20 protein-coding genes are annotated in these 22,953 nt (G+C 65.4%); 15 read left to right on the top strand and 5 right to left on the bottom strand.

Annotated elements, in window-relative coordinates; translation table 11 throughout:
- Positions 1 to 52 precede the first annotated feature (52 nt).
- Entirely contained in the window at positions 53 to 1,246 is a 1,194-nt protein-coding gene (locus JHW40_RS17445) for an MFS transporter (protein WP_090615602.1), read from the bottom strand.
- A 23-nt stretch (positions 1,247 to 1,269) separates the two neighbouring features.
- A complete protein-coding gene (gene eda, locus JHW40_RS17440; protein WP_090615599.1) occupies positions 1,270 to 1,914 on the bottom strand; it encodes a bifunctional 4-hydroxy-2-oxoglutarate aldolase/2-dehydro-3-deoxy-phosphogluconate aldolase in 645 nt (214 codons plus the stop codon).
- Positions 1,915 to 2,252: 338 nt separating this feature from the next.
- On the opposite strand from eda, the gene rpsB reads away from it, so the two are divergent.
- Both rpsB and tsf read left to right on the top strand, forming a co-directional pair.
- Positions 2,253 to 3,050 carry a 30S ribosomal protein S2 gene (rpsB, locus tag JHW40_RS17435; protein ID WP_090615595.1) on the top strand — a complete coding sequence of 266 codons (798 nt, stop codon included), beginning with the start codon at positions 2,253 to 2,255 and terminating at the stop codon, positions 3,048 to 3,050.
- A gap of 84 nt (positions 3,051 to 3,134) precedes the next feature.
- A complete protein-coding gene (gene tsf / locus JHW40_RS17430; RefSeq protein WP_090615590.1) occupies positions 3,135 to 4,025 on the top strand; it encodes a translation elongation factor Ts in 891 nt (296 codons plus the stop codon).
- Between the two features lie 310 nt (positions 4,026 to 4,335).
- On the opposite strand, the gene JHW40_RS17425 is transcribed toward tsf, so the two are convergent.
- The gene (locus tag JHW40_RS17425; RefSeq protein WP_272849010.1) at positions 4,336 to 5,097 is read right to left on the bottom strand and encodes a helix-turn-helix transcriptional regulator; all 762 of its coding nucleotides are present in this window, start codon (positions 5,095 to 5,097) and stop codon (positions 4,336 to 4,338) included.
- A 192-nt stretch (positions 5,098 to 5,289) separates the two neighbouring features.
- On the opposite strand from JHW40_RS17425, the gene JHW40_RS17420 reads away from it, so the two are divergent.
- Entirely contained in the window at positions 5,290 to 5,877 is a 588-nt protein-coding gene (locus tag JHW40_RS17420) for a (d)CMP kinase (protein WP_090615581.1), read from the top strand.
- 38 nt (positions 5,878 to 5,915) lie between these two features.
- Here the strand turns inward: JHW40_RS17420 and ade are convergent, their stop codons facing one another.
- Together ade and JHW40_RS17410 are read right to left on the bottom strand one after the other, a co-directional pair.
- Positions 5,916 to 7,613 (bottom strand): adenine deaminase, encoded by a 1,698-nt coding sequence (ade, locus tag JHW40_RS17415; protein WP_090615628.1) that lies wholly within the window; start codon positions 7,611 to 7,613, stop codon positions 5,916 to 5,918.
- Positions 7,614 to 7,677: 64 nt separating this feature from the next.
- On the bottom strand, positions 7,678 to 9,192 hold the full coding sequence (locus tag JHW40_RS17410) for a YifB family Mg chelatase-like AAA ATPase (RefSeq protein WP_090615577.1): 1,515 nt from the start codon (positions 9,190 to 9,192) through the stop codon (positions 7,678 to 7,680).
- 126 nt (positions 9,193 to 9,318) lie between these two features.
- Here JHW40_RS17410 and coaBC point away from each other — a divergent pair, with 126 nt between their 5' ends.
- The 12 genes from coaBC (at position 9,319) to ribD (ending at position 22,939) form a co-directional block, all read left to right on the top strand.
- A complete protein-coding gene (gene coaBC, locus JHW40_RS17405) occupies positions 9,319 to 10,554 on the top strand; it encodes a bifunctional phosphopantothenoylcysteine decarboxylase/phosphopantothenate--cysteine ligase CoaBC (RefSeq protein WP_090615574.1) in 1,236 nt (411 codons plus the stop codon).
- Positions 10,551 to 11,594 (top strand): cysteine desulfurase family protein, encoded by a 1,044-nt coding sequence (locus JHW40_RS17400; RefSeq protein ID WP_090615569.1) that lies wholly within the window; start codon positions 10,551 to 10,553, stop codon positions 11,592 to 11,594. The genes coaBC and JHW40_RS17400 overlap by 4 nt, the downstream gene beginning before the upstream one ends.
- Positions 11,595 to 11,627: 33 nt before the next feature.
- On the top strand, positions 11,628 to 13,148 hold the full coding sequence (sufB, locus tag JHW40_RS17395) for a Fe-S cluster assembly protein SufB (protein WP_090615566.1): 1,521 nt from the start codon (positions 11,628 to 11,630) through the stop codon (positions 13,146 to 13,148).
- A 68-nt stretch (positions 13,149 to 13,216) separates the two neighbouring features.
- Positions 13,217 to 13,972, top strand: coding sequence for a Fe-S cluster assembly ATPase SufC (gene sufC, locus JHW40_RS17390; protein WP_090615562.1), 756 nt, complete (start codon positions 13,217 to 13,219; stop codon positions 13,970 to 13,972).
- Between the two features lies 1 nt (position 13,973).
- Complete coding sequence (locus JHW40_RS17385) at positions 13,974 to 15,308, top strand: SufB/SufD family protein (RefSeq protein WP_090615558.1); 1,335 nt, start codon at positions 13,974 to 13,976, stop codon at positions 15,306 to 15,308.
- An 8-nt stretch (positions 15,309 to 15,316) separates the two neighbouring features.
- A complete protein-coding gene (locus tag JHW40_RS17380; RefSeq protein WP_090615554.1) occupies positions 15,317 to 15,814 on the top strand; it encodes a hypothetical protein in 498 nt (165 codons plus the stop codon).
- A complete protein-coding gene (locus JHW40_RS17375) occupies positions 15,811 to 16,404 on the top strand; it encodes a Yip1 family protein (protein ID WP_090615551.1) in 594 nt (197 codons plus the stop codon). Before JHW40_RS17380 ends, JHW40_RS17375 begins: the two co-directional genes overlap by 4 nt.
- Positions 16,401 to 17,612, top strand: coding sequence for an aminotransferase class V-fold PLP-dependent enzyme (locus tag JHW40_RS17370; protein ID WP_090615547.1), 1,212 nt, complete (start codon positions 16,401 to 16,403; stop codon positions 17,610 to 17,612). The genes JHW40_RS17375 and JHW40_RS17370 overlap by 4 nt, the downstream gene beginning before the upstream one ends.
- Before the next feature lie 100 nt (positions 17,613 to 17,712).
- Positions 17,713 to 18,933, top strand: a complete 1,221-nt coding sequence (locus JHW40_RS17365; RefSeq protein WP_090615543.1) for an NAD(P)/FAD-dependent oxidoreductase — start codon at positions 17,713 to 17,715, stop codon at positions 18,931 to 18,933.
- A gap of 167 nt (positions 18,934 to 19,100) precedes the next feature.
- Positions 19,101 to 21,287: an excinuclease ABC subunit UvrB gene (gene uvrB / locus JHW40_RS17360; protein ID WP_090615540.1), complete on the top strand. Its 2,187-nt coding sequence runs from the start codon at positions 19,101 to 19,103 to the stop codon at positions 21,285 to 21,287.
- Between the two features lie 174 nt (positions 21,288 to 21,461).
- Positions 21,462 to 21,926, top strand: coding sequence for a transcriptional regulator NrdR (gene nrdR / locus JHW40_RS17355; RefSeq protein WP_090615537.1), 465 nt, complete (start codon positions 21,462 to 21,464; stop codon positions 21,924 to 21,926).
- 29 nt (positions 21,927 to 21,955) lie between these two features.
- Complete coding sequence (gene ribD / locus JHW40_RS17350) at positions 21,956 to 22,939, top strand: bifunctional diaminohydroxyphosphoribosylaminopyrimidine deaminase/5-amino-6-(5-phosphoribosylamino)uracil reductase RibD (RefSeq protein ID WP_090615625.1); 984 nt, start codon at positions 21,956 to 21,958, stop codon at positions 22,937 to 22,939.
- The last annotated feature ends 14 nt before the right edge of the window (positions 22,940 to 22,953 follow it).

The raw sequence follows: 22,953 nt of genomic DNA, 5'->3' as shown, positions 1-22,953 counted from the left end.
TTTGGTGCCCAAATATCCTCGGGGGGTGCGGGGGGCGAAGCGCCCCCGCTGCTCAGCTTTCCTCGGGACGCATCATCAGCCAGATCAGCGCCGCTCCGGCCAGACACAGGAACGGCAGCATCGCCAGATTGACCGCATTCCAGCCCGCCTGAACCGAGCCGCCAAGGCAGTTCATCAGCCCGCCCGAGGACAGCGAGGCCAGAAACACCCCGCCAAAGACGAAAAAGTCGTTCACGCCCTGGATCCGTCCACGCTCTTCGGGGCGATGGGCGCGGGTCAGCATGGCCGTCGCGCCGATATAGCCGAAGTTCCAGCCCACCCCCAGCAGGATCAGGGCGCCGAAGAAATGGCCCAGCTCGACCCCGCTCAGGGCGACGGCCCCGGCCAGCGTCAGGATGATCAGCCCCAGACCGACGATGCGCTCGGCCCCGAAACGGACGATCAGATGGCCGGTGAAAAAGCTGGGCACGAACATCGCCAACACATGGGCACTGACGATATCGGCGGCATTCTCGGGGGCGAAACCGCAGCCGACCACCGCCAGCGGGGTCGAGGTCATCACCAGATTCATCAGCGCATAGGATACCATGCCGCAGATCATCGCGACGCCGATCTGCGGCACGCGCAGCATTTCGCGCAACTGCCGTCCCCCCGTTTCCCCCACCACGCCGGGGGCGGGCGGTTTCGGGATGTCCAGAAAGGCGAACAGGAACGGCCCGGTCAGGTTCAGCACGATGACCGCGGCATAGCTGGCCATGAAGGGAACCGCCGTCAGGTCATTGGTCAGCCGCACCACGGCGGGGCCGATGATCGCCGACAGCAGCCCGCCCGCCATCACCCAGCTGATCGCCCGGGCGGCAAAGTCCGGCGGCGCCGTGTCGGTGGCGGCAAAGCGATAAAAACCCTGCGCCGCCATATAGATGCCAGTCAGCAGCGATCCGGCCATGAACAGCCAGAAGGAACCGATCCACAGCCCGGCCGCCGACAGCGCCGCACCGCTGGCCCCGGCACCCACCGCCAGCAGGAAACCCGCCCGCCGTCCGTGACGCTGCATGAATCCCGACAGGGGCTGTGCCGCAAGGGCCGATCCCAGAACGATCATCGACAGCGGCAAGGTCGCGATACAGGGGTTCGGTGCCAGAATCTGCCCGGCCAGCCCGCCGATGATGAAATTGATCGACATCTGCGCGCCCAGAATGGCTTGGGCCGCGACCAGAACCGCGACGTTGCGCCTTGCCCTGTCCATCACCGGTCTCCGTCCGCGGCCTGTCAGGCGCGCGTCAGGCCGGCGGCGATGCTGGCCCTTTCCTGAACGGCGGCCCAGTTGCCCGCGCCGGTATCGGCATCGGTGGCGATCCAGCTGCCGCCCACGCAGACCACGTTCGGCAGCGCCAGATAGTCCGGCGCGTTCTTCGGCGTGACCCCGCCCGTCGGGCAGAAGCTGACCTTGGGCAAGGGCCCGGCCAGCGATTTCAGCGCGGGCGCTCCGCCCACGGCCTCGGCCGGAAAGAATTTCAGCATGTCATAGCCCGCATCGACCGCCCGCATCACCTCCGAGGCCGTCACCGCGCCGGGCAGCAGCGGCAGCCCGATTTCCTGACAGGCGTCGATCAGCCGGTCGGTCAGCCCGGGCGAGACGGCGAAACGCGCCCCCGCATCGCACGCGCGCTTTGCGTCATCGGGGGTCAGCACGGTGCCCGCCCCGACATGGCCGCCCTCGACCGCCGACATGGCGCGGATCGCGTCCAGCGCGACCTCGGAACGCAGCGTGACCTCCAGCACCGGCAGCCCGCCCGTGACCAGCGCCTGCGCCAGCCCTTCGGCGCGGGCCAGATCCTTGATGACGATGACCGGAATGACCGGCGCCAGCTGGCACAGGCTGCGTGTCTGTCGGGATTGAAGCTCGGGGGTCATGGCCACCTCTTTCTGCCGGATCGGTCTCAGGTTGGTCCCGGCGGGCCGGGGATGCAAGGCCCCCTGTCGCGCGGGAAAGCCGCTGTTACCGCTATCGCATTTTGCCCACAGGTCAAGCCGGACTTGACGCGGGACGGGCGAACACCGACATGGGGCCTGCGCGCAAAGCGTCAGCGGCCCGTCGCGAAAGGACTTGCATTCCGCGCGGGCAGCGTCTATTTGCGCGCTCACTTCACAGGCAGGGGCGGGCCCTTGCGGGAGACATCCGCAAAAGGTCCACCGGTTGGGGCAATCGCCCTGAGATCCCCTGCCAAGGCGCAAACCGGAAAGGAAAAGACATGGCGCTTCCCGAATTTTCGCTGCGTCAGCTGCTTGAAGCTGGCGTTCACTACGGCCACCAGACCCAGCGTTGGAATCCGCGCATGGGCGAATACATCTATGGTGACCGCAACGGCATCCATATCGTTGACCTGACCCAGACCGTTCCGATGCTGGACGCGGCGCTGCAGGTCATCCGCGATACCGTCGCCAAGGGTGGCCGCGTGCTGTTCGTCGGCACCAAGCGTCAGGCCCAGAAGGCCGTCGCCGAAGCCGCCGAGAAATCCGCGCAGTTCTATATGAACCACCGCTGGCTGGGCGGCACGCTGACCAACTGGAAAACCGTCAGCCAGTCGATCAGCCGCCTGAAGGCCATTGACGAGACGATGGCAGCCGGCGCCGAAGGCATGACCAAGAAAGAGCGTCTGGGTCTTGAGCGGGAACAGGCCAAGCTGCAAGCCAGCCTTGGTGGCATCCGCGACATGGGCGGCCTGCCGGACCTGCTGTTCGTGATCGACGTGAACAAGGAAGATCTGGCCATTCTGGAAGCTAAGAAGCTGGGCATCCCGGTCGTGGCCGTGGTCGATACCAACTGCTCGCCCGATGGCGTTGACTATATCATCCCGGGCAACGACGACGCCGCCCGCGCCATCGCGCTTTACTGCGATCTGGCCAGCCGCGCGGCTCTGGACGGCATGACCGCGCAGATGGGCGCTGCCGGTGTCGATCTTGGCGCGCTGTCGGACGCCCCCGAGGAAATCCTGGACGAGGGCGAGGCCGAGGCGCAAGCGGCCGAGCAAGCGACCGCCGACGCCTGACCGGCCCGTTTTTTCCGGATTTTACCGAATTGTCGTCAGGCGGGGATATGCCCCGCCTGATGCGTTGATCAAAGGAGACGACAGATGGCAATCACCGCCGCGATGGTGAAGGAACTGCGCGAGACGACCGGCGCAGGCATGATGGACGCCAAGAAGGCGCTGACCGAAAACGACGGCAACATGGAAGCCGCCGTTGACTGGCTGCGCACCAAGGGTCTGGCCAAGGCTGCCAAGAAATCGGGCCGCGTGGCCGCCGAGGGTCTGGTGGGCGTGTCCGTCACCGATGGCAAGGGCGTCGCGGTCGAGCTGAACTCGGAAACCGATTTCGTTGCCAAGAATGCCGATTTCCAGCAGCTGGTCCGTGACATCACCGACGTCGCGCTGACCGTCAGCGAGGATGTCGAGGTGCTGAAGGCCACCCATCTGAACGGCCGCCCGGTCAGTGACGTGCTGACCGACGCCATCGCCCGCATCGGCGAGAACATGACCCTGCGCCGGATGCATGTTCTGGAAGGCGACACCATCGTGTCCTATGTCCACAACGCCGCTGCGGAAGGCATGGGCAAGATCGGCGTGCTGGTCGCGCTGAACGGTGACAAGGCCAAGGCGCAAGAGATCGGCAAGCAGATCGCCATGCATATCGCCGCGACCTCGCCCGCCTCGCTGTCCGAAGCCGATCTGGACCCCGCGCTGGTCGAGCGTGAGAAAACCGTTCTGACCGAACAGGCCCGCGAATCGGGCAAGCCGGAAGCCGTCATCGAGAAGATGATCGAAGGCCGGATGAAGAAGTTCTTCGAGGAAGTGACCCTGCTGGGCCAGAAATTCGTCATCAACCCGGACGTGACCGTCGCCGAAGCCGCGAAAGAGGCGGGCGTCGAAGTGACCGGCTATGCCCGCGTCGCGGTTGGCGAAGGCATCGAGAGGAAGGAAGAGGATTTCGCAGCCGAGGTCGCCAAGACCCTCAGCGGCAACTGATTCCCCTTCGATCAGACAAGATCAGCGCCGGCCCCCCGCGGGTCGGCGCTTTTTATGAATGCGACAGATTTCACGCGACCCCGAAGTTTCATAAAATTTCAAGGAAGGTTGCCCAGAAGGTTCTACCGAAAAGCAAAAATGCCTTCGATAGAACCTCTCCGGATTACTCCGGCTGGCACCTGATCCGGGCAACAAACGGATTCAGAGGCACCCTGTTCCTGACACGATTTGTGCCACCACTCACGGAACAGACCCATTAATCTAATTTGTTTGCCCATTTGAAAGTCAGGTATGCCTTACCTTGCGTTAATCACGCAGAGTTCTGCTGGAAAATCTGGTGGGTGATATGCGCCTTGAGAATGGCATGAGCAGTGCTGCCCGCATCCAGTGCATCCCGTGCCAGCCGCAGATGCTTTTCGACCGTCGCGGGCGTCAGGCCCAGAATGGTCGCGACCTCGGCCACGGTCTTGCCCGCGGATGTCCATTCCAGAACCTCGCGCTGGCGTGGCGTCAGCCTGCTGCCCGACGGACTGCCGGCAATTGTCGCCAGCCGCATATGCGCGACATAGGTCAGCGTGCTGATTTCGCGCCGGACCCTGGCCCACAGCAGTTCCTCTGCGTCGGTGCTGGTGCTCATGGCCGGGCAGATCGCGACCACACCCTCGGCCCGCGCGACTCGGCATCTGAGGCTGATCAGACGCGCCGCCCCCAGCCCGTGACGCTGTGCAATCCCGTAGGCCTTCACGATATCGGGGCGATCCCGCAACTCCGCCGTCAATTTCGACAGCCTGATATTGCCTTGGTTATGCCGTGCCCAATCAACCCAGGGAAGAGAAGAGAACTGGAAACTCTTTTCCAGCTCCTGGCCGAAACTCTCGGGAAGATTGCAATAAATTTGCGCCTCTTCGCGAATGACGGCGGCGGGGAAATTCGATTGATATGACGCGGCATACACGACATGCGGGTATCCGTAATCGCCAATCGCCTTGAAGTAGATATCCCGGATATCGACAACAGACTGCGCCCCAACAAGGCGCTCCATATGATTAAGTAACATTGAACCCAGTGACACACATAAGAAACACGATGACGTTAACTGAAATTGACGCAGAATTGAATGCCAAGAACGAAATGAACAAATGGCTTTTCACGGCGTATTGCCGCCCATGAACCGTCCGGTTCGAAATGCCCGAATACTGGACCTCGGGGCGATGCTGTGCGAAGGGACGCAGCGGTATTTTCGTAACGGGCCAGACACGCACCCATGTCCTTCATCATCGCCATCGACGGCCCCGCGGCATCGGGCAAGGGCACCATCGCCCGCGCCCTTGCCCGCCATTACGGCTTTCATCACCTCGATACCGGCCTGCTTTATCGTGCCACCGGCGCCAGGGGCGGGGATCCGGTCCGGGCCGCCCGCGCCCTGACGCCCGAGGATCTGGACCGCGATGATCTGCGCAGCGCCGAGGCCGGTCAGGCCGCCAGCCGGATCGCCGCCATCCCCGAGGTGCGCGCCGCCCTGGTCGATTTTCAGCACCGATTCGCCGCACAGGAACCCGGGGCGGTGCTGGATGGCCGAGATATCGGCACGGTGATCTGCCCCGATGCGCAGGTGAAACTCTATGTCACCGCCTCGGATCAGGTCCGCGCCGCCCGCCGCGCCGCCGAACTGGGCGCCGACCCCGCCGAGGTGCTGGCGCAATTGCGCGAACGCGACCGCCGCGACAGCGAACGCGCCACCGCGCCGCTGAAGCCCAGCCCCGACGCGGTGATCCTCGACACCAGCACGCTCAGCATCGGCGACGCCATCGCCGCCGCCATGGCCGAGGTCGAACGCCTCTTGCCGCGCTGATCCCATCTTTGGTGCACAAATATCCCTGCCGACGGTGATTACCGCGCGATGATCTCGAATTTCGTGACATCCACCATGCCGCGATCAGTGATCTTCAGCGCCGGAATCACCGGCAGCGCCAGAAAGGCCAGTTGCAGGAACGGCTCTTCCAGCACCACGCCCAACTGCCCTGCGGCCTCGCGCAGGGCGATAAGGCGTTCGCGCACGGTCTCGAAGGGCTCAAGGCTCATCAGCCCGGCAACCGGCAGCGCCAGTTCGGCCAGAACCGCGCCGTCGCGGGTGACGACGAAACCGCCCTCGATCTCGGCCAGACGGTTCGCGGCCAGTGCCATGTCATCGTAATCGGCCCCCACCACCGCGATATTGTGGTGGTCGTGGCAGACGGTCGAGCCGATGGCCCCCGCCTGCATTCCGAAACCGCGCACGAAGCCGGTGGCGATATTGCCGTTCTTGCCGTGCCGCTCGATCACCGCGATGCGCATCAGGTCGCGGGCGGGGTCGGGGCGCTGGTCGCCATCCTCGATGGCGATGTTCTCGCGCAGATGGTCGGTGATGATCTTGCCCTCGATGATGCCGATCACATCGGTTTCGGGCCGGTTGGCGCGGCGGCGGAAGTCATCCGCGCCGATACGCGGCGCCCTGACCGAGCGGCGGCCGATCCCGGGCAGCGGGGGCCGGGCCGCGAAAGCCGCGTCATCCACCACCCGTCCGCCTGCCAGCACCAGTTGCGCATGACAGCCCTCCAGCGTGTCCACCGCCACGATATCGGCGCGCAGCCCCGGCGCGATCAGCCCGCGATCGGTCAGCCCGAAGGCCTGCGCCCCCGACAGCGAGGCCGCGCGATAGGCCGCCAGCGGCGGCGTGCCCAGCTCGATCAGCCGCCGGATCATATGGTCCAGATGCCCCTGTTCGCCAATATCCAGCGGATTGCGGTCGTCGGTGCACAGGCAGAGATACGCGCTGGTCGCCTCGGTCAGGATCGGTTGCAGCGCCTCCAGATCCTTGCTGACCGAGCCCTCGCGGATCAGCACCCGCATCCCCTTGCGCAGCTTCTCCAGCGCCTCTTCGGCGGTGGTGGCCTCGTGTTCGGTGCGGATGCCGGCGGCGATATAGGCGTTCAGGTCGCGCCCCGACAGTTGCGGGCAATGGCCGTCGATATGGCCGCCCGCGAACAGCCGCAGTTTGGCCATGGCATCCGGGTCGCGATGGATCACGCCGGGATAGTTCATGAATTCGGCCAGCCCGATGCCGGAAGGATGGCCCATCAGCGGCGCCAGATCCCCGGCCCCGATCCGCGCGCCCGAGGTCTCCATCTCGGTTGATGGCACACAAGAGGACAGCTGCACCCGCAGATCCATCAGCAGATGCGCGCTGGCCTGCTGGAACCAGCGGATGCCGTCGGTGCCGATGACATTGGCGATCTCATGCGGGTCGCAGATGGCGGTGGTGATGCCGCGCGGGGTCACGCAGCGGTCGAATTCATGCGGCGTGACAAGGCTGCTTTCGACATGCAGATGGGTGTCGATGAACCCCGGCACCAGCACCAGCCCGCTGACGTCGATCACCCGCTGGCCGTCGTAACCGGCACCGATCCCGGCGATATGGCTGCCGCAGATCGCCACATCGCCCGCGATCATCGTTCCGGTGACCAGATCGAAAACCTGTCCCCCGCGCAGGACCAGATCGGCGGGCATGTCGCCGCGCGCCTGCGCGATGCGGGTTTCAAGATCGTCCATCGGGGCCTCCACCATCGGTTGTGCCGGACAGAGAACCCCATCCGGCCCCCCGCGTCCAGAGGCGCTATCCTCCTGCGACGAATGGCAGGCGATAGCTGATCGCCTCGGCCAGATGCGGGGCGCGGACGGTTTCGGCCCCGTCCAGATCGGCGATGGTGCGGGCGCTGCGCAGGATGCGGTGATAGCCGCGCGCGCTGAGCCGCAGCTTTTCGGCGGCTTTTATCAGCAGGTCGCGGCCCTCGGCATCGGGGCTGGCGATCTGGTCCAGCACCGCGCCCGAGGCTTCGGCATTGACGCGGATGCGGGGATGATCGGCAAAGCGGCGCGACTGGATATCGCGGGCGCGCGCCACACGTTCGGCGATCTGCGCCGTGGTTTCGCCGCTGGCGGGCAGGTCCAGATCGGACAGGTTGACGGCGGGCAGCTCCAGCCGCAGATCGAAGCGGTCCAGCAGCGGCCCCGAGATGCGGCCCAGATAGTCCGTGCCGCAGCCCGGCGCGCGGGTGCAGGCGCTGGCCGGATCGCCCAGATGGCCGCAGCGGCAGGGATTGGCCGCCGCCACCAGCAGGAAACGGCAGGGATAGCGGATATGGGCATTGGCGCGGGCCACCACGACCTCGCCCGTCTCGACCGGCTGGCGCAGGGTTTCCAGAACCTGCCGGGGAAATTCGGGCAATTCGTCCAGAAACAGGATGCCGTTATGGGCCAGACTGACCTGACCGGGCTGCGCCCGCCGTCCGCCGCCGACCATCGCGGGCAGCGAGGCGTTGTGATGCGGGTCACAGAATGGCGCATGGCGGATCAGCCCGCCGGGCGGCAGGCTGCCGTTCAGCGAATGGATCATCGAGCTTTCCAGCGCCTCGGCCGGGTTCAGCGGCGGCATCAGACCGGGCAGGCGGGCGGCCAGCATCGACTTGCCCGCGCCGGGCGGGCCGACCATCAGCAGATGGTGACGTCCGGCAGCGGCGATTTCCAGCGCGCGCTTGCCGCGTTCCTGACCGCGCACCTCGGACATGCAGCCGATGGGTGGGGGATCCTGCAACTGGCCGGGCAGGGCGCGGGCCAGTGGCGCGCGGTCGGTCAGGTGATCCACCGCGTGACGCAGCGAGGATGCCGCCAGCACCGGCACCCGGTCGATCCATGCGGCCTCGGGCCCGCAATCGCGCGGGCAGATCAGGGCGCGGTCATCCTCGGCCGCGGCCATGGCGGCGGGCAGGGCGCCCGTCACCGGCAGCAGCCGCCCGTCCAGCGCCAATTCGCCCATGCAGACATAGCGGGCCAATTCGTCGCCCGGTATCACCTCCAGCGCCGCCAGCACGGCCAGCGCGATGGGCAGATCGAAATGCGACCCCTCTTTCGGGATGTCGGCGGGCGACAGGTTCACCGTCAGCCGCTTGGTCGGCAGTGCCACCGCCATTGCGCCAAAGGCCGCGCGCACCCGTTCGCGTGCCTCGCTGACCGATTTGTCGGGCAGGCCGACAATGGCGAATCCCGGCAGCCCGGCAGAGACGGCGCATTGAACCTCGACCAGCCTTGCCTCGATCCCGTCAAAGGCGACCGAATAGGCGACTGCGACCATTTTTCTTCCTGCCCCCGGTTTTGCCACAGGTCTAACCCGGCGAGCCTTAAGAATTGGTTAACCGGGCTTTCCTTGCGGGTGGGCGCAAGCATGGCTATCTGTCGCGAAGCACTCTTGGGGGTGAAGATGAACGGCAAGCGCGTCCTTTTGATCGTCGGTGGTGGCATCGCCGCCTACAAGATCCCGCAACTGATCCGGCTGCTGCGGGGGCAGGGCATGGCGGTGACGCCGGTCCTGACCCGTGCGGGCGCGCAGTTCACCACGCCGATGACCCTGTCGGTGCTGGCGGGCGAGGCGGTGCATGAAGGGCTGTTCGACATATCGACCGAGGCCGAGATCGGCCATATCCAGCTGTCGCGCGCCGCCGATCTGGTGGTGGTCGCGCCGGCGACCGCCGATCTGATGGCGAAAATGGCGGGTGGGCTGGCCGATGATCTGGCCTCGACCCTGCTGCTGGCGACCGACAAGCGGGTGCTGATCGCGCCCGCGATGAATGTGCGGATGTGGCAGCACCCGGCGACGCAGCGCAATCTGGCGATGTTGCGGGCGGATGGTATCCTGACGGTCGGCCCCGACGAGGGCGACATGGCCTGCGGCGAATACGGCCCCGGCAGGATGGCCCAGCCAGAGGCGATCTTGGGCGCGATCCGCGACGCGCTGGCGGGTGCCGGTCCGCTGAAGCTGTTGCCCGAGGCGCAGGTGCAGCCCCGCCCCCTTGCCGGGCGGCATGTGATCGTGACATCCGGCCCCACGCATGAGCCGATCGACCCGGTGCGCTATATCGCCAACCGATCCAGCGGGGCGCAGGGCACGGCGATCGCGGCGGCGCTGCGCGATCTGGGCGCGCGGGTCAGTTTCGTGACCGGCCCGGCGCAGGTTCCCGCGCCCGAGGGCGTTGACGTGATCCGGGTCGAGACCGCGCGCCAGATGCGCGATGCGGTCGAATCCGCGCTGCCCGCCGATGCGGCGGTGATGGCGGCAGCGGTGGCCGACTGGCGTGTCACCAATGCGGCGGAACGCAAGATGAAGAAGGACGGATCGGGCCGCCCCCCGGCGCTGGAGATGGCCGAGAATCCCGATATCCTCGCCTGGGTCAGCAAGCTGAACAAGCGCCGCCCGAAGCTGGTGGTGGGCTTTGCCGCCGAAACCAATGACGTGACCGCCCATGCCACCGACAAGCGGCTGCGCAAGGGCTGCGACTGGATCGTCGCCAATGATGTCAGCCCCGCGACCGGCATCATGGGCGGGGCGGAAAACGCCGTGACGCTGATCACCGCCGAAGGTCCCGAGGAATGGCCGCGCATGGGCAAGCCCGCCGTCGCCCGCATCCTTGCCAGCCGCATCGCGAAGGAGCTGACATGAGCCGCACCTATCTGGACTGGAACGCCACCACCCCGCTGCGCCCGGAATCGCGCGCGGCGATGATCGAGGCGATGGATGTGGCCGGGAACCCCTCATCGGTGCATGACGAGGGGCGCGCCGCCAAGATGCTGCTGGAACGCGCGCGTGAGGCCGTCGCGACCGCGCTGGGGGCCGAGGGGGCGGATGTGATCTTCACCTCGGGCGCGACCGAGGCGGCGGCGATGGTGCTGCCGGGGCGGGACATCCAATGCGCGCCGGTGGAACACAGCGCCGTCAAGGTCTGGTGCGATCAGGTGCTGGCGGTGGATGGTGACGGTGTCGTGACCGTGCCCGACCCCGCACGCGCCAGCCTGCAACTGGCCAATAACGAGACCGGCGTGATCCAGAAGCTGCCCGAAGGGCTGGCCTCCAGCGACCTGACGCAGGCGTTCGGCAAGGTCCCCTTCGCCTTCAACTGGCTGGGGATCACGGCGGGCTTTGTCAGCGCGCACAAGCTGGGCGGCCCCAAGGGCATCGGCGCGCTGATCGTCAGGAAGGGCACCGAGGTCGGGGCGATCCTGCGCGGCGGCGGGCAGGAACAGGGCCGGCGCGGCGGGACCGAGAACCTGATCGGCATCGCAGGCTTTGCCGCGGCGGCCACGGCGGCGCAGCGTGATCTGTCGGCCGGGCTGTGGGATGAGGTGGCAAAACGTCGCGATGCGCTGGAAAACCGGCTGCTGGAGGCCGCACCGGACGCAGTTATCGCCGGAAAAGACGCAAAGCGCTTGCCGAACACGACCTGCATTCTTACATCGGGCTGGAAAGGCGAGACGCAGGTCATGCAGATGGATCTGGCCGGGTTTGCGATTTCGGCCGGTTCGGCCTGCTCGTCGGGCAAGGTGCGCGCCAGCGGAGTGTTGCAATCCATGGGATTCAGCGATCAGCAGGCGCAATCGGCGATCCGCGTCTCGATAAGCCCCGCTTTGGGTGATGATGAGTTGAACCAATTTGCGGATGCGTGGCAAAAGGCTTATTCACGCTGGCGCGACAGGAACGGCTGAGCGACGGGCTCGCCTACCGAGGAAGGACAAGAAATGACTTCTCACATCGATCTTGACGTTCGCGAGGGTGTTGACCGCGAAACGGTCGAGACCGTGCAGAATATGGGCAGCTATAAGTACGGCTGGAATACCGAGATCGAGATGGACTATGCCCCCAAGGGGCTGAACGAGGATATCGTTCGTCTGATCTCGAAAAAGAACGAAGAACCCGAATGGATGCTGGAATGGCGGCTTGAGGCCTATCGCCGCTGGACCACCATGATCGAGCCGAAATGGGCGATGCTGAACTATCCCGAGATCGACTATCAGGATCAGTATTACTATGCCCGCCCGAAAAGCATGGAAGTGAAGCCGAAGTCGCTGGACGAGGTCGATCCCAAGTTGCTGGCCACCTATGAAAAGCTGGGCATCCCGCTGAAAGAGCAGATGATTCTGGCCGGAATCGAAGGTGCCGAGGATGCGCCCGCCGACGCGCGCCGGGTGGCCGTCGATGCGGTTTTCGATTCGGTCAGCCTTGGCACCACCTTCAAGGACGAGTTGGCGAAGGCCGGGGTCATCTTCTGCTCGATCTCCGAGGCGATCCGCGAACATCCCGAGCTGGTGAAGAAATATCTGGGCAGCGTCGTGCCGCAATCGGACAACTTCTTCGCCACGCTGAACAGCGCGGTGTTTTCCGACGGCAGCTTCGTCTATGTGCCCGAAGGCGTGAAATGCCCGATGGAGCTGTCCACCTATTTCCGCATCAACGCGGAGAATACGGGTCAGTTCGAGCGTACGCTGATCATCGCCGACAAGGGCGCCTATGTCAGCTATCTGGAAGGCTGCACCGCGCCCAAGCGCGACACCAACCAGTTGCACGCCGCCGTCGTCGAGATCGTGATTCTGGACGATGCCGAGGTGAAATATTCGACCGTCCAGAACTGGTTCCCCGGCGACGAGGAAGGCAAGGGCGGCATCTATAACTTCGTGACCAAGCGCGCCGATTGCCGTGGCCCGCGCGCCAAGGTGATGTGGACGCAGGTCGAGACCGGATCGGCGATCACTTGGAAATATCCGTCCTGCATCCTGCGCGGCGATGAATCGCAGGGCGAGTTCTATTCGATCGCCATCGCCAACAACTATCAGCAGGCGGATACCGGCACCAAGATGATCCATCTTGGCAAGAACACGCGCTCTCGCATTGTTTCCAAAGGGATTTCCGCGGGCCGGGCGCAGAACACCTATCGCGGGCTGGTGACCATGCATCCGCGTGCCACCAACAGCCGCAATTATACCCAATGCGACAGCCTGCTGATCGGCGACAAATGCGGCGCCCATACCGTGCCCTATATCGAGGTCAAGAACACCAGTAGCCGCGTGGAACACGAGGCCACGACCAGCAAGGTCGATGATGACCAGCTGTTCTATTGCCGCAGTCGCGGCATGGACGAGGAAGAGGCCGTGGCGCTGGTCGTGAACGGTTTCTGCCGCGAGGTGTTGCAGGCCCTGCCGATGGAATTCGCCATGGAAGCACAGGCGCTGGTCGCGATTTCGCTGGAAGGCTCGGTCGGCTGACCGCGCAGTAACGGATTTGATGATGGTGCCGGGCTTCGGCACCGCCGCCACCATCTGATGAGGAAAAAATGCTGAAAATCGATAACTTGCACGTTAAACTTGAAGAAGAGGACAAACAGATCCTGAAGGGTCTGTCGCTGGAGGTTCCCGCCGGTCAGGTCCATGCCATCATGGGCCCCAACGGCTCGGGAAAATCGACGCTGTCCTATGTGCTGTCGGGCCGCGACGGCTATGAGGTGACCGAGGGGGCTGCCTCGCTCGATGGCCATGATCTGCTGGAAATGGAGCCCGAGGCGCGCGCCGCCGCCGGTCTGTTCCTTGCCTTCCAGTATCCGGTCGAGATCCCCGGCGTGGGCAACATGACCTTCCTGCGCACCGCCATGAACGCGCAGCGCAAGGCGCGTGGCGAGGAAGAGCTGTCCTCGGGTGCGTTCCTGAAGCTGGTCCGCGCCCGCGCGGCAGAACTGAAGATCGACGCCGACATGCTGAAACGGCCGGTCAATGTGGGCTTTTCGGGCGGCGAGAAGAAGCGCAACGAGATCCTGCAAATGGCCATGCTGGAGCCGCGCATGTGCATCATGGACGAGACCGATTCCGGCCTCGACGTGGATGCGATGCGGCTGGTGGCCGATGGCGTGAACGCGCTGCGCAGTCCCGACCGGGCCTTCCTGATCATCACCCACTATCAACGGCTGCTGAACCATATCCAGCCCGATGTCGTCCATATCCTGTCCGAGGGCCGCATCATCAAGACCGGCGGACCGGATCTGGCGCTGCGGGTCGAAGAAGAAGGTTACGGCGATCTTCTGGCGGAGGCCGGCTGACATGTCGGATGTTGCAGTCAAGACCAAGGACGTGACCCCGCAGGTCAGCGGTTCGGGCGCCGCGCCTGACGCGCTGGCCCAGCATCTGGCCGCGCTGTCGCCGCCCGAGGGTGGCTTTACCGCCGCCGCCCGGCGTGACGCGCTGGCGCGTCTGCGCGAGATGGGCCTGCCGGGGCCGCGCGACGAATACTGGCGCTATACCGATCCACGCCCGTTCAATGCGTCGAAACCGCAGGCATTGCCGCTGGGTGACGATTCGGCTCCGGCGCTGTTCGACGATGTGGACCGGCTGAAGCTGGTCTTTGTCGATGGCGCATTCGATGCGGCGGCCTCGGACGATCTGGCGCTGGATGGCGTGCAGATCGACATTCTGGCCGCGGCGGAATCCGGCGATCACTGGGCGGCTTCGCTGTTCGGCACGCTGGAGGCTGCCGGGCAAAAGCCCGTGCGCCGTCCCTTTGCCGCGCTGAACACCGTGGCCGCGCGTGATGGCGTGCTGATTCGGGTGACGGGCAAACCGTCGCGCCCGGTCCATGTCATCCATCGCCGCGCCCGCGCCGATGCCGACGCGATCTGGCACCATGTCATCCGCGTCGAGGAAGGGGCCGAGCTGACCTTCCTTGAAACGGGGATGAGCGGTGCGCGCTCGAACGGGCTGATCGAGATCGATCTGGCGCCGGGTGCGCGTCTGCATCACATCACCTCGAAACGGGCCAGCGATCCGCGGGTCGGCCTGTCGCATATCTTCGCGCGGGTGGCCGAGCGGTCCGAGCTGAAAAGCTTTGCGCTGTCGGTCAATGGCACGCTGATGCGGCAGGAAAGCGTGATCGACATCATGGGTGACGACGCGGTGGCCCATATCGCCGCTGCCGTGCTGGGCGATGGCGATAACGGACCGTTCCATCAGGACGACACCGTTTTCATCACCCACGGCGCCGAGCGTTGCGAAAGCCGGCAGGTGTTCAAGAAGGTGCTGAAGAACGGCGCCGAGGGCGTGTTCCAGGGCAAGATCCTTGTCAAGCAGGGCGCGCAGAAGACCGACGGCTATCAGATCAGTCAGGCGCTGCTGCTGGATGAGCGCAGCCAGTTTCTGGCCAAGCCAGAGCTGGAAATCTATGCCGATGACGTGAAATGCTCTCACGGTTCGACCACCGGCGCGATCGACGAGACGGCGCTGTTCTATCTGCGTTCGCGCGGGGTGCCGAAGGCGCAGGCGATCGTGTTTCTGGTCCTGTCCTTCCTTGCCGACGCGCTGGAAGAGGTCGAGAGCGAGGAACTGCGCGAGCGGATCTATGAACGTCTGGATGCATGGCTGACCGAACGCGCACAGGGCTAGGGCGCGACATGGGCCGTGCATCGGGCGGCATCCTGCCGCGCGTGGTGCAAAGCTGGTGGGCTCCGCGCCGGGTGGTGCGGGGCCTTCGCGACATGCCCGAACGGGTCAAGCTGGTCGTGTTGATGCTGGCGATGCTGATCTTTCTGATCGCGCAGATGCCCGGCCATGCGCGGGCGGCCTATGTCGATCCGTCGATCCCGCTGGGGGCGCGGATGGGCGGATCGCTGCTGGCGGTCATGTTCCTGATGCCGGTTCTGGTCTATGGGCTGGCAGGGCTGGTGGCGGCGCTGTCGCGGCTGACGCCCTGGCGGCTGAGCCACGAGGATTCGCGGCTGGCGCTGTTCTGGGCGCTGCTGGCGGTCAGTCCGGCGATGCTGCTGTCGGGGGTTGTCGGCGGGCTGATCGGGCCGGGATTGGAACTGACCCTGACGCAGGCACTGGCCGGGATCGGCTTTCTGGTGATTTGGGGGGCCGGGATCTTCACCCTGGCGGCGGAGCGGACATGACGGGTAACGATCTCAAGGCCTTGCTGCTGCTGACCCTGCGCGACCCGGCGCAGGTGGCGCGTCTGCTGATCGGGCTGGGCCTGCCCATGTCCACGCGCTGGATGGCGCTGGTTCTGGCGGTCAGCGTCTCGGGTCTGCTGGCCTGGATCGCGGGCCAGATCGCCCCCGTCCCGGCCGAGATGCGCAGCCCCTTCTCGGACGCCGTGTCGCAGCCGCTGTCGATGGCCGGGATGCAGCTGGCGGCGGTGGTGATCGCGGCAGGGCTGATGTCCGGGGTGGGGCGGCTGTTCGGCGGTCATGGCCGGTTCGAGGACGCGCTGCTGCTGACCGTCTGGATCGAGGTCGTGCTGCTGGTCATTCAGACCCTGCAGATCCTTCTGATGTTGATTTTGCCCGCGCTGGCCTCGATGCTGGGGGTAATCGCGATCGTGCTGTTTTTCTGGCTGACCGTGCAATTCACCAAAGAGCTGCATGGCTTCACCAGCGGATTCAAGGTTCTGGTCGGGCTGTTCGCCACGGCCATCGCGCTTGGTTTCGTCCTGTCAATCATGGCCGCCAGTTTCGGCCTTCTGCCCGAGATGCCGCAATGAGCTTTGATGTCGCAAAGGTCCGCAAGGACTTCCCGATCCTGTCGCGTCAGGTCAATGGCAAGCCGCTGGTCTATCTCGACAGCGGCGCCAGCGCGCAAAAGCCGCGTCAGGTGATCGAGGCCATCACCCGCGCCTATGAGGACGAATATTCCAACGTCCATCGCGGTCTGCATTTCCTGTCCAATCTGGCGACCGAGAATTACGAGCGCGTCCGCGCGATCATCGCCCGCTTCCTGCATGCCCCGCACGAGGACGAGGTGATCTTCACCTCGGGCGCGACCGAGGGGATCAATCTGGTCAGCTATGGCTGGGCCGCGCCGCGCTTGCAGCCGGGCGATGAGATCGTGCTGTCGGTGCTGGAACATCACGCCAATATCGTGCCCTGGCATTTCCTGCGCGAACGCCAGGGCGTGACGCTGAAATGGGTTGAACCCGAAGCCGATGGCAGCCTGCCGCCGGAAAAGGTGCTGGCCGCCGTCGGGCCGAAAACGAAGCTGATCGCGGTCACGCATATGTCGAACGTGACCGGCACCGTGGTCGATGTCGGCGCCATTGCGCGCGGAACCGATGTGCCGGTGCTGGCCGACGGCTCTCAGGCCTCGGTCCATATGCCGGTCGATGTCGGGGCGCTTGGCGTCGATTTCTACGCCATCACCGGACACAAGCTTTATGGTCCCTCGGGTTCGGGCGCGATCTGGATCCGCAAGGAACGTCAGGCCGAGATGCGCCCCTTCATGGGCGGCGGCGACATGATCCGCACGGTGACGCGCGACGCCATCGACTATGCCGACCCGCCCCTGCGATTCGAGGCGGGCACCCCCGGCATCGTCAACCAGATCGGCCTTGGCGCGGCGCTGGAATATCTGATGGATCTGGGGATGGAGAACATCGCCGCCCATGAACGCACCCTGCGCGACCATGCCCGCGACCGGCTGCGCAGCCTGAACTGGCTGAACGTGCAGGGCGACGCGCCGGACAAGGGGGCGATCTTTTCCATGACGATGGAGGGCGCCCATGCCCATGACCTGTCCACGATTCTGGACAAGCGCGGCATCGCCGTGCGCGCGGGCAGCCATTGCGCCATGCCGCTGATGGAGTTCTATGGAATCACCGCCAGCGCACGGGCCTCTTTCGCCATGTACAACACCACCGAAGAAGTGGATGCGCTTGTCGAAGCTTTGAGCTTCTGCCGAGAGCTTTTCGCCTGAATCTTGCAAAGTTTTCGGCAGATGCCGAAGAATGCGCGAAAATTCTTGCCGGATTGAACAGCATCTGCATCCCTGACCGCAGATCGGTCAGGAGGTGATAATGGCTGAAGTTCTGGTTCTGGGTGCGGGTATGGTCGGCGTCAGCACGGGCCTTGCATTGCAGGCGCGCGGGCATGATGTCACCATCATCGAACGCGGCATTCCGGGGCGTGAAACCAGCTATGGCAATGCCGGGCTGATCCAGACCGAGGCGGTCGAACCCTATGCCATGCCGCTCTCGCCCGCGGCGCTGATCCAGATCGCGCTTGGCCGGGGCTATGACGTGAAATGGAACCTGCCGGGGCTGTTGTCGCAGGTCAGCGCCGTCTGGACCTATGCGCTGAACTCGCTGCCTGCCGGGCATCGCCGGGCGACGCTGACATGGGGCAAGTTGATCCGGCAATCGACCCAGGCCCATGCCCCGCTGGTGCAGGCGGCAGGCGCCGACAACATCATCACCCGCGACGGCTATATCGAGGTGCATCGCACCCCCGCCCGGATGGCCAGGGCCCGCGCCGCCGCCAAACGCTTTCTGGACGAATTCGGGGTCGAGGCCACGCTGATCGACGGCAAGGCACTGCGCGCGCTGGAACCGACGATCAAGATCGAGGTCGAGGGCGCGACCCATTGGGCCGATGCCTGGGCCTGCACCGATCCCGGCGGGCTGGTCGCCGCCTATGCGGCGCTGTTCGAACGTCGCGGCGGGCGGATCGTGAACGGCGATGCGGGCGATCTGCACCGTCAGGGCGCGGGCTGGCGGGCCGATGACTATACCGGTGAACACGCCGTCGTGGCGCTTGGCCCCTGGTCGCCGATGCTGCTGGCGCGTTACGGGCTGAAGGTGCCGATGGTGTTCAAACGCGGCTATCACCGCCATTACCGGATGGAGACGCCGCCCAATCACCCGATCGCCGATTTCGGCAATTCGGTCGTCCTCTCACCGATGCGGCGGGGCCTGCGCATCGCCACGGCGGCGGAACTGACCAGCCACCCGCGCCTGACCCCGCCGCAACTGCGCCACGGCGAAAAGGCCGCCCGCGAACTCTTCGACATCGGCGCCCCGGTCGAGGCCGAACCCTGGACCGGCCGCCGCCCCTGCATCCCCGACATGCTGCCGGTGATCGGCCGGGTCCCGGACCAGTCCAACCTCTGGGCGCATTTCGGCCATGGCCATCAGGGCTTCACCCTCGGCCCGGTCACCGCCGAAATCCTTGCCGAAGAACTCGACGGCGCGCCGGGCTGGGCGGAAATGCAACCCGCCCGCTTCAAACGCCAGACCTGATCCCCATCTTTGGTGCCCAAATATCCCCGGGGGAGTCGCCGGAACGGCGACGGGGGCAGGCAGCCCCCTTGCTTGCGTCACATCTGCTGACGTTTTCCGTCAGCAGCCCGGTTGACTTTCGCGCGCGCGGACACACCTTCTAGGGTCTGTCGCATGAAGGATGCCCGATGGCTCACAACAACACCAATGCGCCGACAGCGCGCTTTCCAGAAGTGAGCCGCCCCAAGCTTGAAGGCGGCAAACGCTTCGTCATGCACAGCGAATTCCAGCCGGCGGGCGACCAGCCCACGGCCATCGCCGAACTGGCGAAGGGCGTGACGGATGGTGAACGCGATCAGGTTCTGCTGGGCGCGACCGGCACCGGCAAGACCTATACCATGGCCAAGGTGATCGAGGCGACGCAGCGCCCCGCCATCATCCTTGCCCCGAACAAGACCCTCGCGGCCCAGCTTTACGGCGAATTCAAGGGCTTCTTTCCCGAAAACGCGGTCGAATATTTCGTCAGCTATTACGACTATTACCAGCCCGAAGCCTATGTCGCGCGCTCGGACACCTATATCGAGAAGGAATCCCAGATCAACGAGGCCATCGACCGGATGCGTCACTCGGCCACAAGGGCGCTGCTGGAACGCGACGACGTGATCATCGTGGCGTCGGTCAGTTGCATCTATGGCATCGGCTCGGTCGAGACCTATTCGGCGATGACGCAGGACATGGTCGTGGGCGACAGCTATGACCAGCGCGAATTTCTGGGGCAACTGGTGGCGCAGCAATACCGCCGCCTCGACGCCAGCTTCCAGCGCGGCGGCTTTCGCGTGCGCGGCGATGTGGTCGAGGTCTGGCCTGCCCACCTCGAAGACCGGGCATGGCGTTTCGACTTCTTCGGCAACGAGCTGGAATCGATCACCGAATTCGACCCGCTGACCGGCGCCAGATCCGACACGTTCAAGCAGATCCGCATCTATGCCAACAGCCACTATGTCACCCCGCGCCCGACGCTTCAGCAGGCGATCAAGGGCATCCGCAAGGAACTGGCCGAGCGGCTGAAGCAGCTGACTGATGAGGTCAAGCTGCTGGAGGCGCAGCGGCTGGAACAGCGCACCAATTTCGATCTGGAGATGCTGGAGGCCACCGGCGTCTGCAACGGCATCGAGAACTATTCCCGTTACCTGACCGGCCGCGCCCCGGGCGAGCCGCCCCCAACGCTGTTCGAATTCATCCCCGACAATGCCATCGTATTCGCCGACGAAAGCCATGTCTCGGTGCCGCAGATCGGCGGCATGTATCGCGGCGACTTCCGGCGCAAGTTCACGCTGGCCGAACATGGCTTCCGCCTGCCAAGCTGCATGGACAACCGGCCATTGAAATTCGAGGAATGGGACGCGATGCGCCCGCAATCGGTCTTTGTCAGCGCCACGCCCCAGCAATGGGAGATGGACCAGACCGGCGGCGTCTTTACCGAACAGGTGATCCGCCCGACCGGCCTTCTGGACCCGCAGATCGAGATCAGACCGGTCGAGATGCAGGTGGATGATCTGCTGGACGAGGTGCGCCGGGTCAGCGCCGCCGGAATGCGCACGCTGGTCACCACCCTGACCAAGCGCATGGCCGAAGACCTGACCGAATATCTGCATGAACAGGGCATCCGCGTGCGCTATATGCACAGCGACATCGACACGATCGAGCGGATCGAGATCCTGCGCGACTTGCGTCTGGGCGCCTTCGACGTGCTGATCGGCATCAACCTGCTGCGCGAGGGGCTGGATATTCCCGAATGCGGGCTGGTGGCCATTCTGGATGCGGACAAGGAAGGCTTTCTGCGCTCCGAGACCTCGCTGATCCAGACCATCGGCCGGGCGGCGCGGAACGTCGATGGCCGCGTCATCATGTATGCCGACAAGATCACCGGCAGCATGGAACGTGCCATGGCCGAAACCGAACGGCGGCGTATCAAGCAGATGGCGTATAACGTCGAACACGGCATCACGCCGCAGACCGTGCGCAAGAATGTCGATGATGTGCTGGCGGGGCTGTGGCAGGGCGATACCGACCAGTCGCGCATCACCACCAGGGTGGACAAGCCGCTGGTCGGCGCCAACCTTGCCGCGCATCTGGAGGCGCTGCGGGTGCAGATGCGCAAGGCCGCCGAGAATCTGGAATTCGAGGAAGCCGCGCGTCTGCGCGACGAGGTCAAGCGGCTGGAGGCGGTCGAACTGGCCGTGGCCGACGACCCTCTGGCCCGCCAATCCGCGATCGAGGCGGCAGCGGAAGAGGCCACACGCGCCTCGGGCCGTTCGACGGCGGGCAGGGCCGGGCAGCGCGGCGGCAACAAGCGATCGCGGAAACGCGGCTGATTTGGGCTGGCCCGGGCGGCAATGGCTTGATCTTGCGACGGATTTGCCGGTCTCAACGCGACTTTCAGGTCACAGGTTCGTGACAGCCTATCTTGTGGCCTGTGGATAAGGCTACCCAAGCCATGCGGTCCCTCCTATAGTCGCTGCGGATATCAGGGCCGAAGGGACAAGAACATGCGCTGCCCGTTTTGCGGAAACGTCGATTCGCAGGTCAAGGACTCCCGACCGGCCGAGGACAATGTCGCAATCCGCAGGCGTCGCTTCTGCCCTGCCTGCGGTGGCCGTTTCACCACCTATGAACGGGTGCAGCTGCGCGATCTGGTCGTGGTCAAGTCGAATGGCCGCCGCGAGGATTTCGACCGCGACAAGATGGCCCGCTCGATCCGTATCGCCATGCAGAAACGCCCGGTCGAGCCTGAGCGGATCGAGCAGATGATCAGCGGCATCGTGCGGCGGCTGGAAAGCACGGGTGAAACCGACATTCCCTCGAAGATGATCGGCGAGATCGTGATGGAGGCGCTGTCGCGGATCGACAACGTGGGCTATGTGCGATTTGCCAGCGTTTACAAGAACTTTCAGGATGCGGACGATTTCGACAAGTTCGTATCGGAACTGCGTCCCAGCCATATCAGCGGGTGATGCCCCGGTCTGACGACGACGCGCGCCATATGGCCCATGCGTTGCGTCTGGCGCGGCGGGGTCTGGGCAATGTCTGGCCGAACCCGGCGGTGGGCTGCGTGCTGGTCCGGGATGGCCGGATCGTGGGGCGCGGCTGGACACAACCCGGCGGGCGACCCCATGCAGAACGGATGGCGCTGGATCAGGCGGGGCAGGGCGCGCGCGGCGCCACCGCCTATGTCACGCTGGAGCCCTGCGCCCATCACGGCCGCACACCGCCCTGCGCCGAGGCGCTGGTGCAGGCGGGGATCAGGCGGGTGGTCTCGGCCCTGACCGACCCGGATGCGCGTGTGGCGGGCCGTGGCCACGCGATCCTGCGCGCGGCGGGGATCGAGGTGACGGAAGGCGTGCGGCAGGCCGAGGCGCGGGCCTTGCAGGCCGGGTTTCTTGGCCGGATCACGCGCGGGCGGCCCTTGCTGACGCTGAAGCTGGCGACCAGTTTCGACGGACGCATCGCGACGGCATCAGGAGAAAGCCGGTGGATCACCGGAGCCGCCGCGCGTGCGCATGTCCATGCGCTGCGGTTTTCCCATGACGCGGTGATGGTGGGCGGCGGCACGGCGCGGGCCGACCTGCCTGCGCTGAACGTGCGGGGTTTCGGCGCGGTGCGGCAGCCGGTGCGGGTGATCGTGTCGGCGCAGCCCCTGCCTGCGTTGCCGCCCGAGGATGCGGCGCATGGCCCGCTGTGGCAGGTCGCGGGCGATCCGGCGGATTTCATGGCGGAACTGGGGTCGCGGGGGCTGACGCGGGTGTTTTGCGAGGGCGGCGGCATGCTGGCCGCATCGCTGCTGAAGGCGGGGCTGGTGGATCAGCTGGTCGGCTATACCGCCGGGGTTGCGCTGGGTGGCGATGGCAGCGCGGCGGTGGCGGCGATGGGGTTGGAGCGGCTGGCAGATGCGCCGCGCTTCGATCTGATCGAGACGCGGTGCATCGGCGGCGATCTGTTCCATCGCTGGCAGGCCGGATCGCGCTGACGGCCCCCATCGAG

This window comes from Paracoccus alcaliphilus, assembly GCF_028553725.1.
In the GTDB taxonomy this organism is placed as follows: domain Bacteria; phylum Pseudomonadota; class Alphaproteobacteria; order Rhodobacterales; family Rhodobacteraceae; genus Paracoccus; species Paracoccus alcaliphilus.
Note: the sequence above shows the minus strand (reverse complement) of the source record. Positions and strands in the feature narration are given on the sequence as shown.

Coding starts and splice junctions, on each gene's coding strand:
- rpsB (WP_090615595.1), top strand. CDS start 2,253: ATGGCGCTTCCCGAATTTTCGCTGCGTCAGCTGCTTGAAGCTGGCGTT.
- sufB (WP_090615566.1), top strand. CDS start 11,628: ATGACTTCTCACATCGATCTTGACGTTCGCGAGGGTGTTGACCGCGAA.
- eda (WP_090615599.1), bottom strand. CDS start 1,914: ATGACCCCCGAGCTTCAATCCCGACAGACACGCAGCCTGTGCCAGCTG.
- nrdR (WP_090615537.1), top strand. CDS start 21,462: ATGCGCTGCCCGTTTTGCGGAAACGTCGATTCGCAGGTCAAGGACTCC.
- JHW40_RS17400 (WP_090615569.1), top strand. CDS start 10,551: ATGAGCCGCACCTATCTGGACTGGAACGCCACCACCCCGCTGCGCCCG.
- ribD (WP_090615625.1), top strand. CDS start 21,956: ATGGCCCATGCGTTGCGTCTGGCGCGGCGGGGTCTGGGCAATGTCTGG.
- uvrB (WP_090615540.1), top strand. CDS start 19,101: ATGGCTCACAACAACACCAATGCGCCGACAGCGCGCTTTCCAGAAGTG.
- ade (WP_090615628.1), bottom strand. CDS start 7,613: ATGGACGATCTTGAAACCCGCATCGCGCAGGCGCGCGGCGACATGCCC.
- JHW40_RS17420 (WP_090615581.1), top strand. CDS start 5,290: ATGTCCTTCATCATCGCCATCGACGGCCCCGCGGCATCGGGCAAGGGC.
- tsf (WP_090615590.1), top strand. CDS start 3,135: ATGGCAATCACCGCCGCGATGGTGAAGGAACTGCGCGAGACGACCGGC.
- JHW40_RS17385 (WP_090615558.1), top strand. CDS start 13,974: ATGTCGGATGTTGCAGTCAAGACCAAGGACGTGACCCCGCAGGTCAGC.
- coaBC (WP_090615574.1), top strand. CDS start 9,319: ATGAACGGCAAGCGCGTCCTTTTGATCGTCGGTGGTGGCATCGCCGCC.
- JHW40_RS17370 (WP_090615547.1), top strand. CDS start 16,401: ATGAGCTTTGATGTCGCAAAGGTCCGCAAGGACTTCCCGATCCTGTCG.
- sufC (WP_090615562.1), top strand. CDS start 13,217: ATGCTGAAAATCGATAACTTGCACGTTAAACTTGAAGAAGAGGACAAA.
- JHW40_RS17380 (WP_090615554.1), top strand. CDS start 15,317: ATGGGCCGTGCATCGGGCGGCATCCTGCCGCGCGTGGTGCAAAGCTGG.
- JHW40_RS17410 (WP_090615577.1), bottom strand. CDS start 9,192: ATGGTCGCAGTCGCCTATTCGGTCGCCTTTGACGGGATCGAGGCAAGG.
- JHW40_RS17445 (WP_090615602.1), bottom strand. CDS start 1,246: ATGGACAGGGCAAGGCGCAACGTCGCGGTTCTGGTCGCGGCCCAAGCC.
- JHW40_RS17365 (WP_090615543.1), top strand. CDS start 17,713: ATGGCTGAAGTTCTGGTTCTGGGTGCGGGTATGGTCGGCGTCAGCACG.
- JHW40_RS17375 (WP_090615551.1), top strand. CDS start 15,811: ATGACGGGTAACGATCTCAAGGCCTTGCTGCTGCTGACCCTGCGCGAC.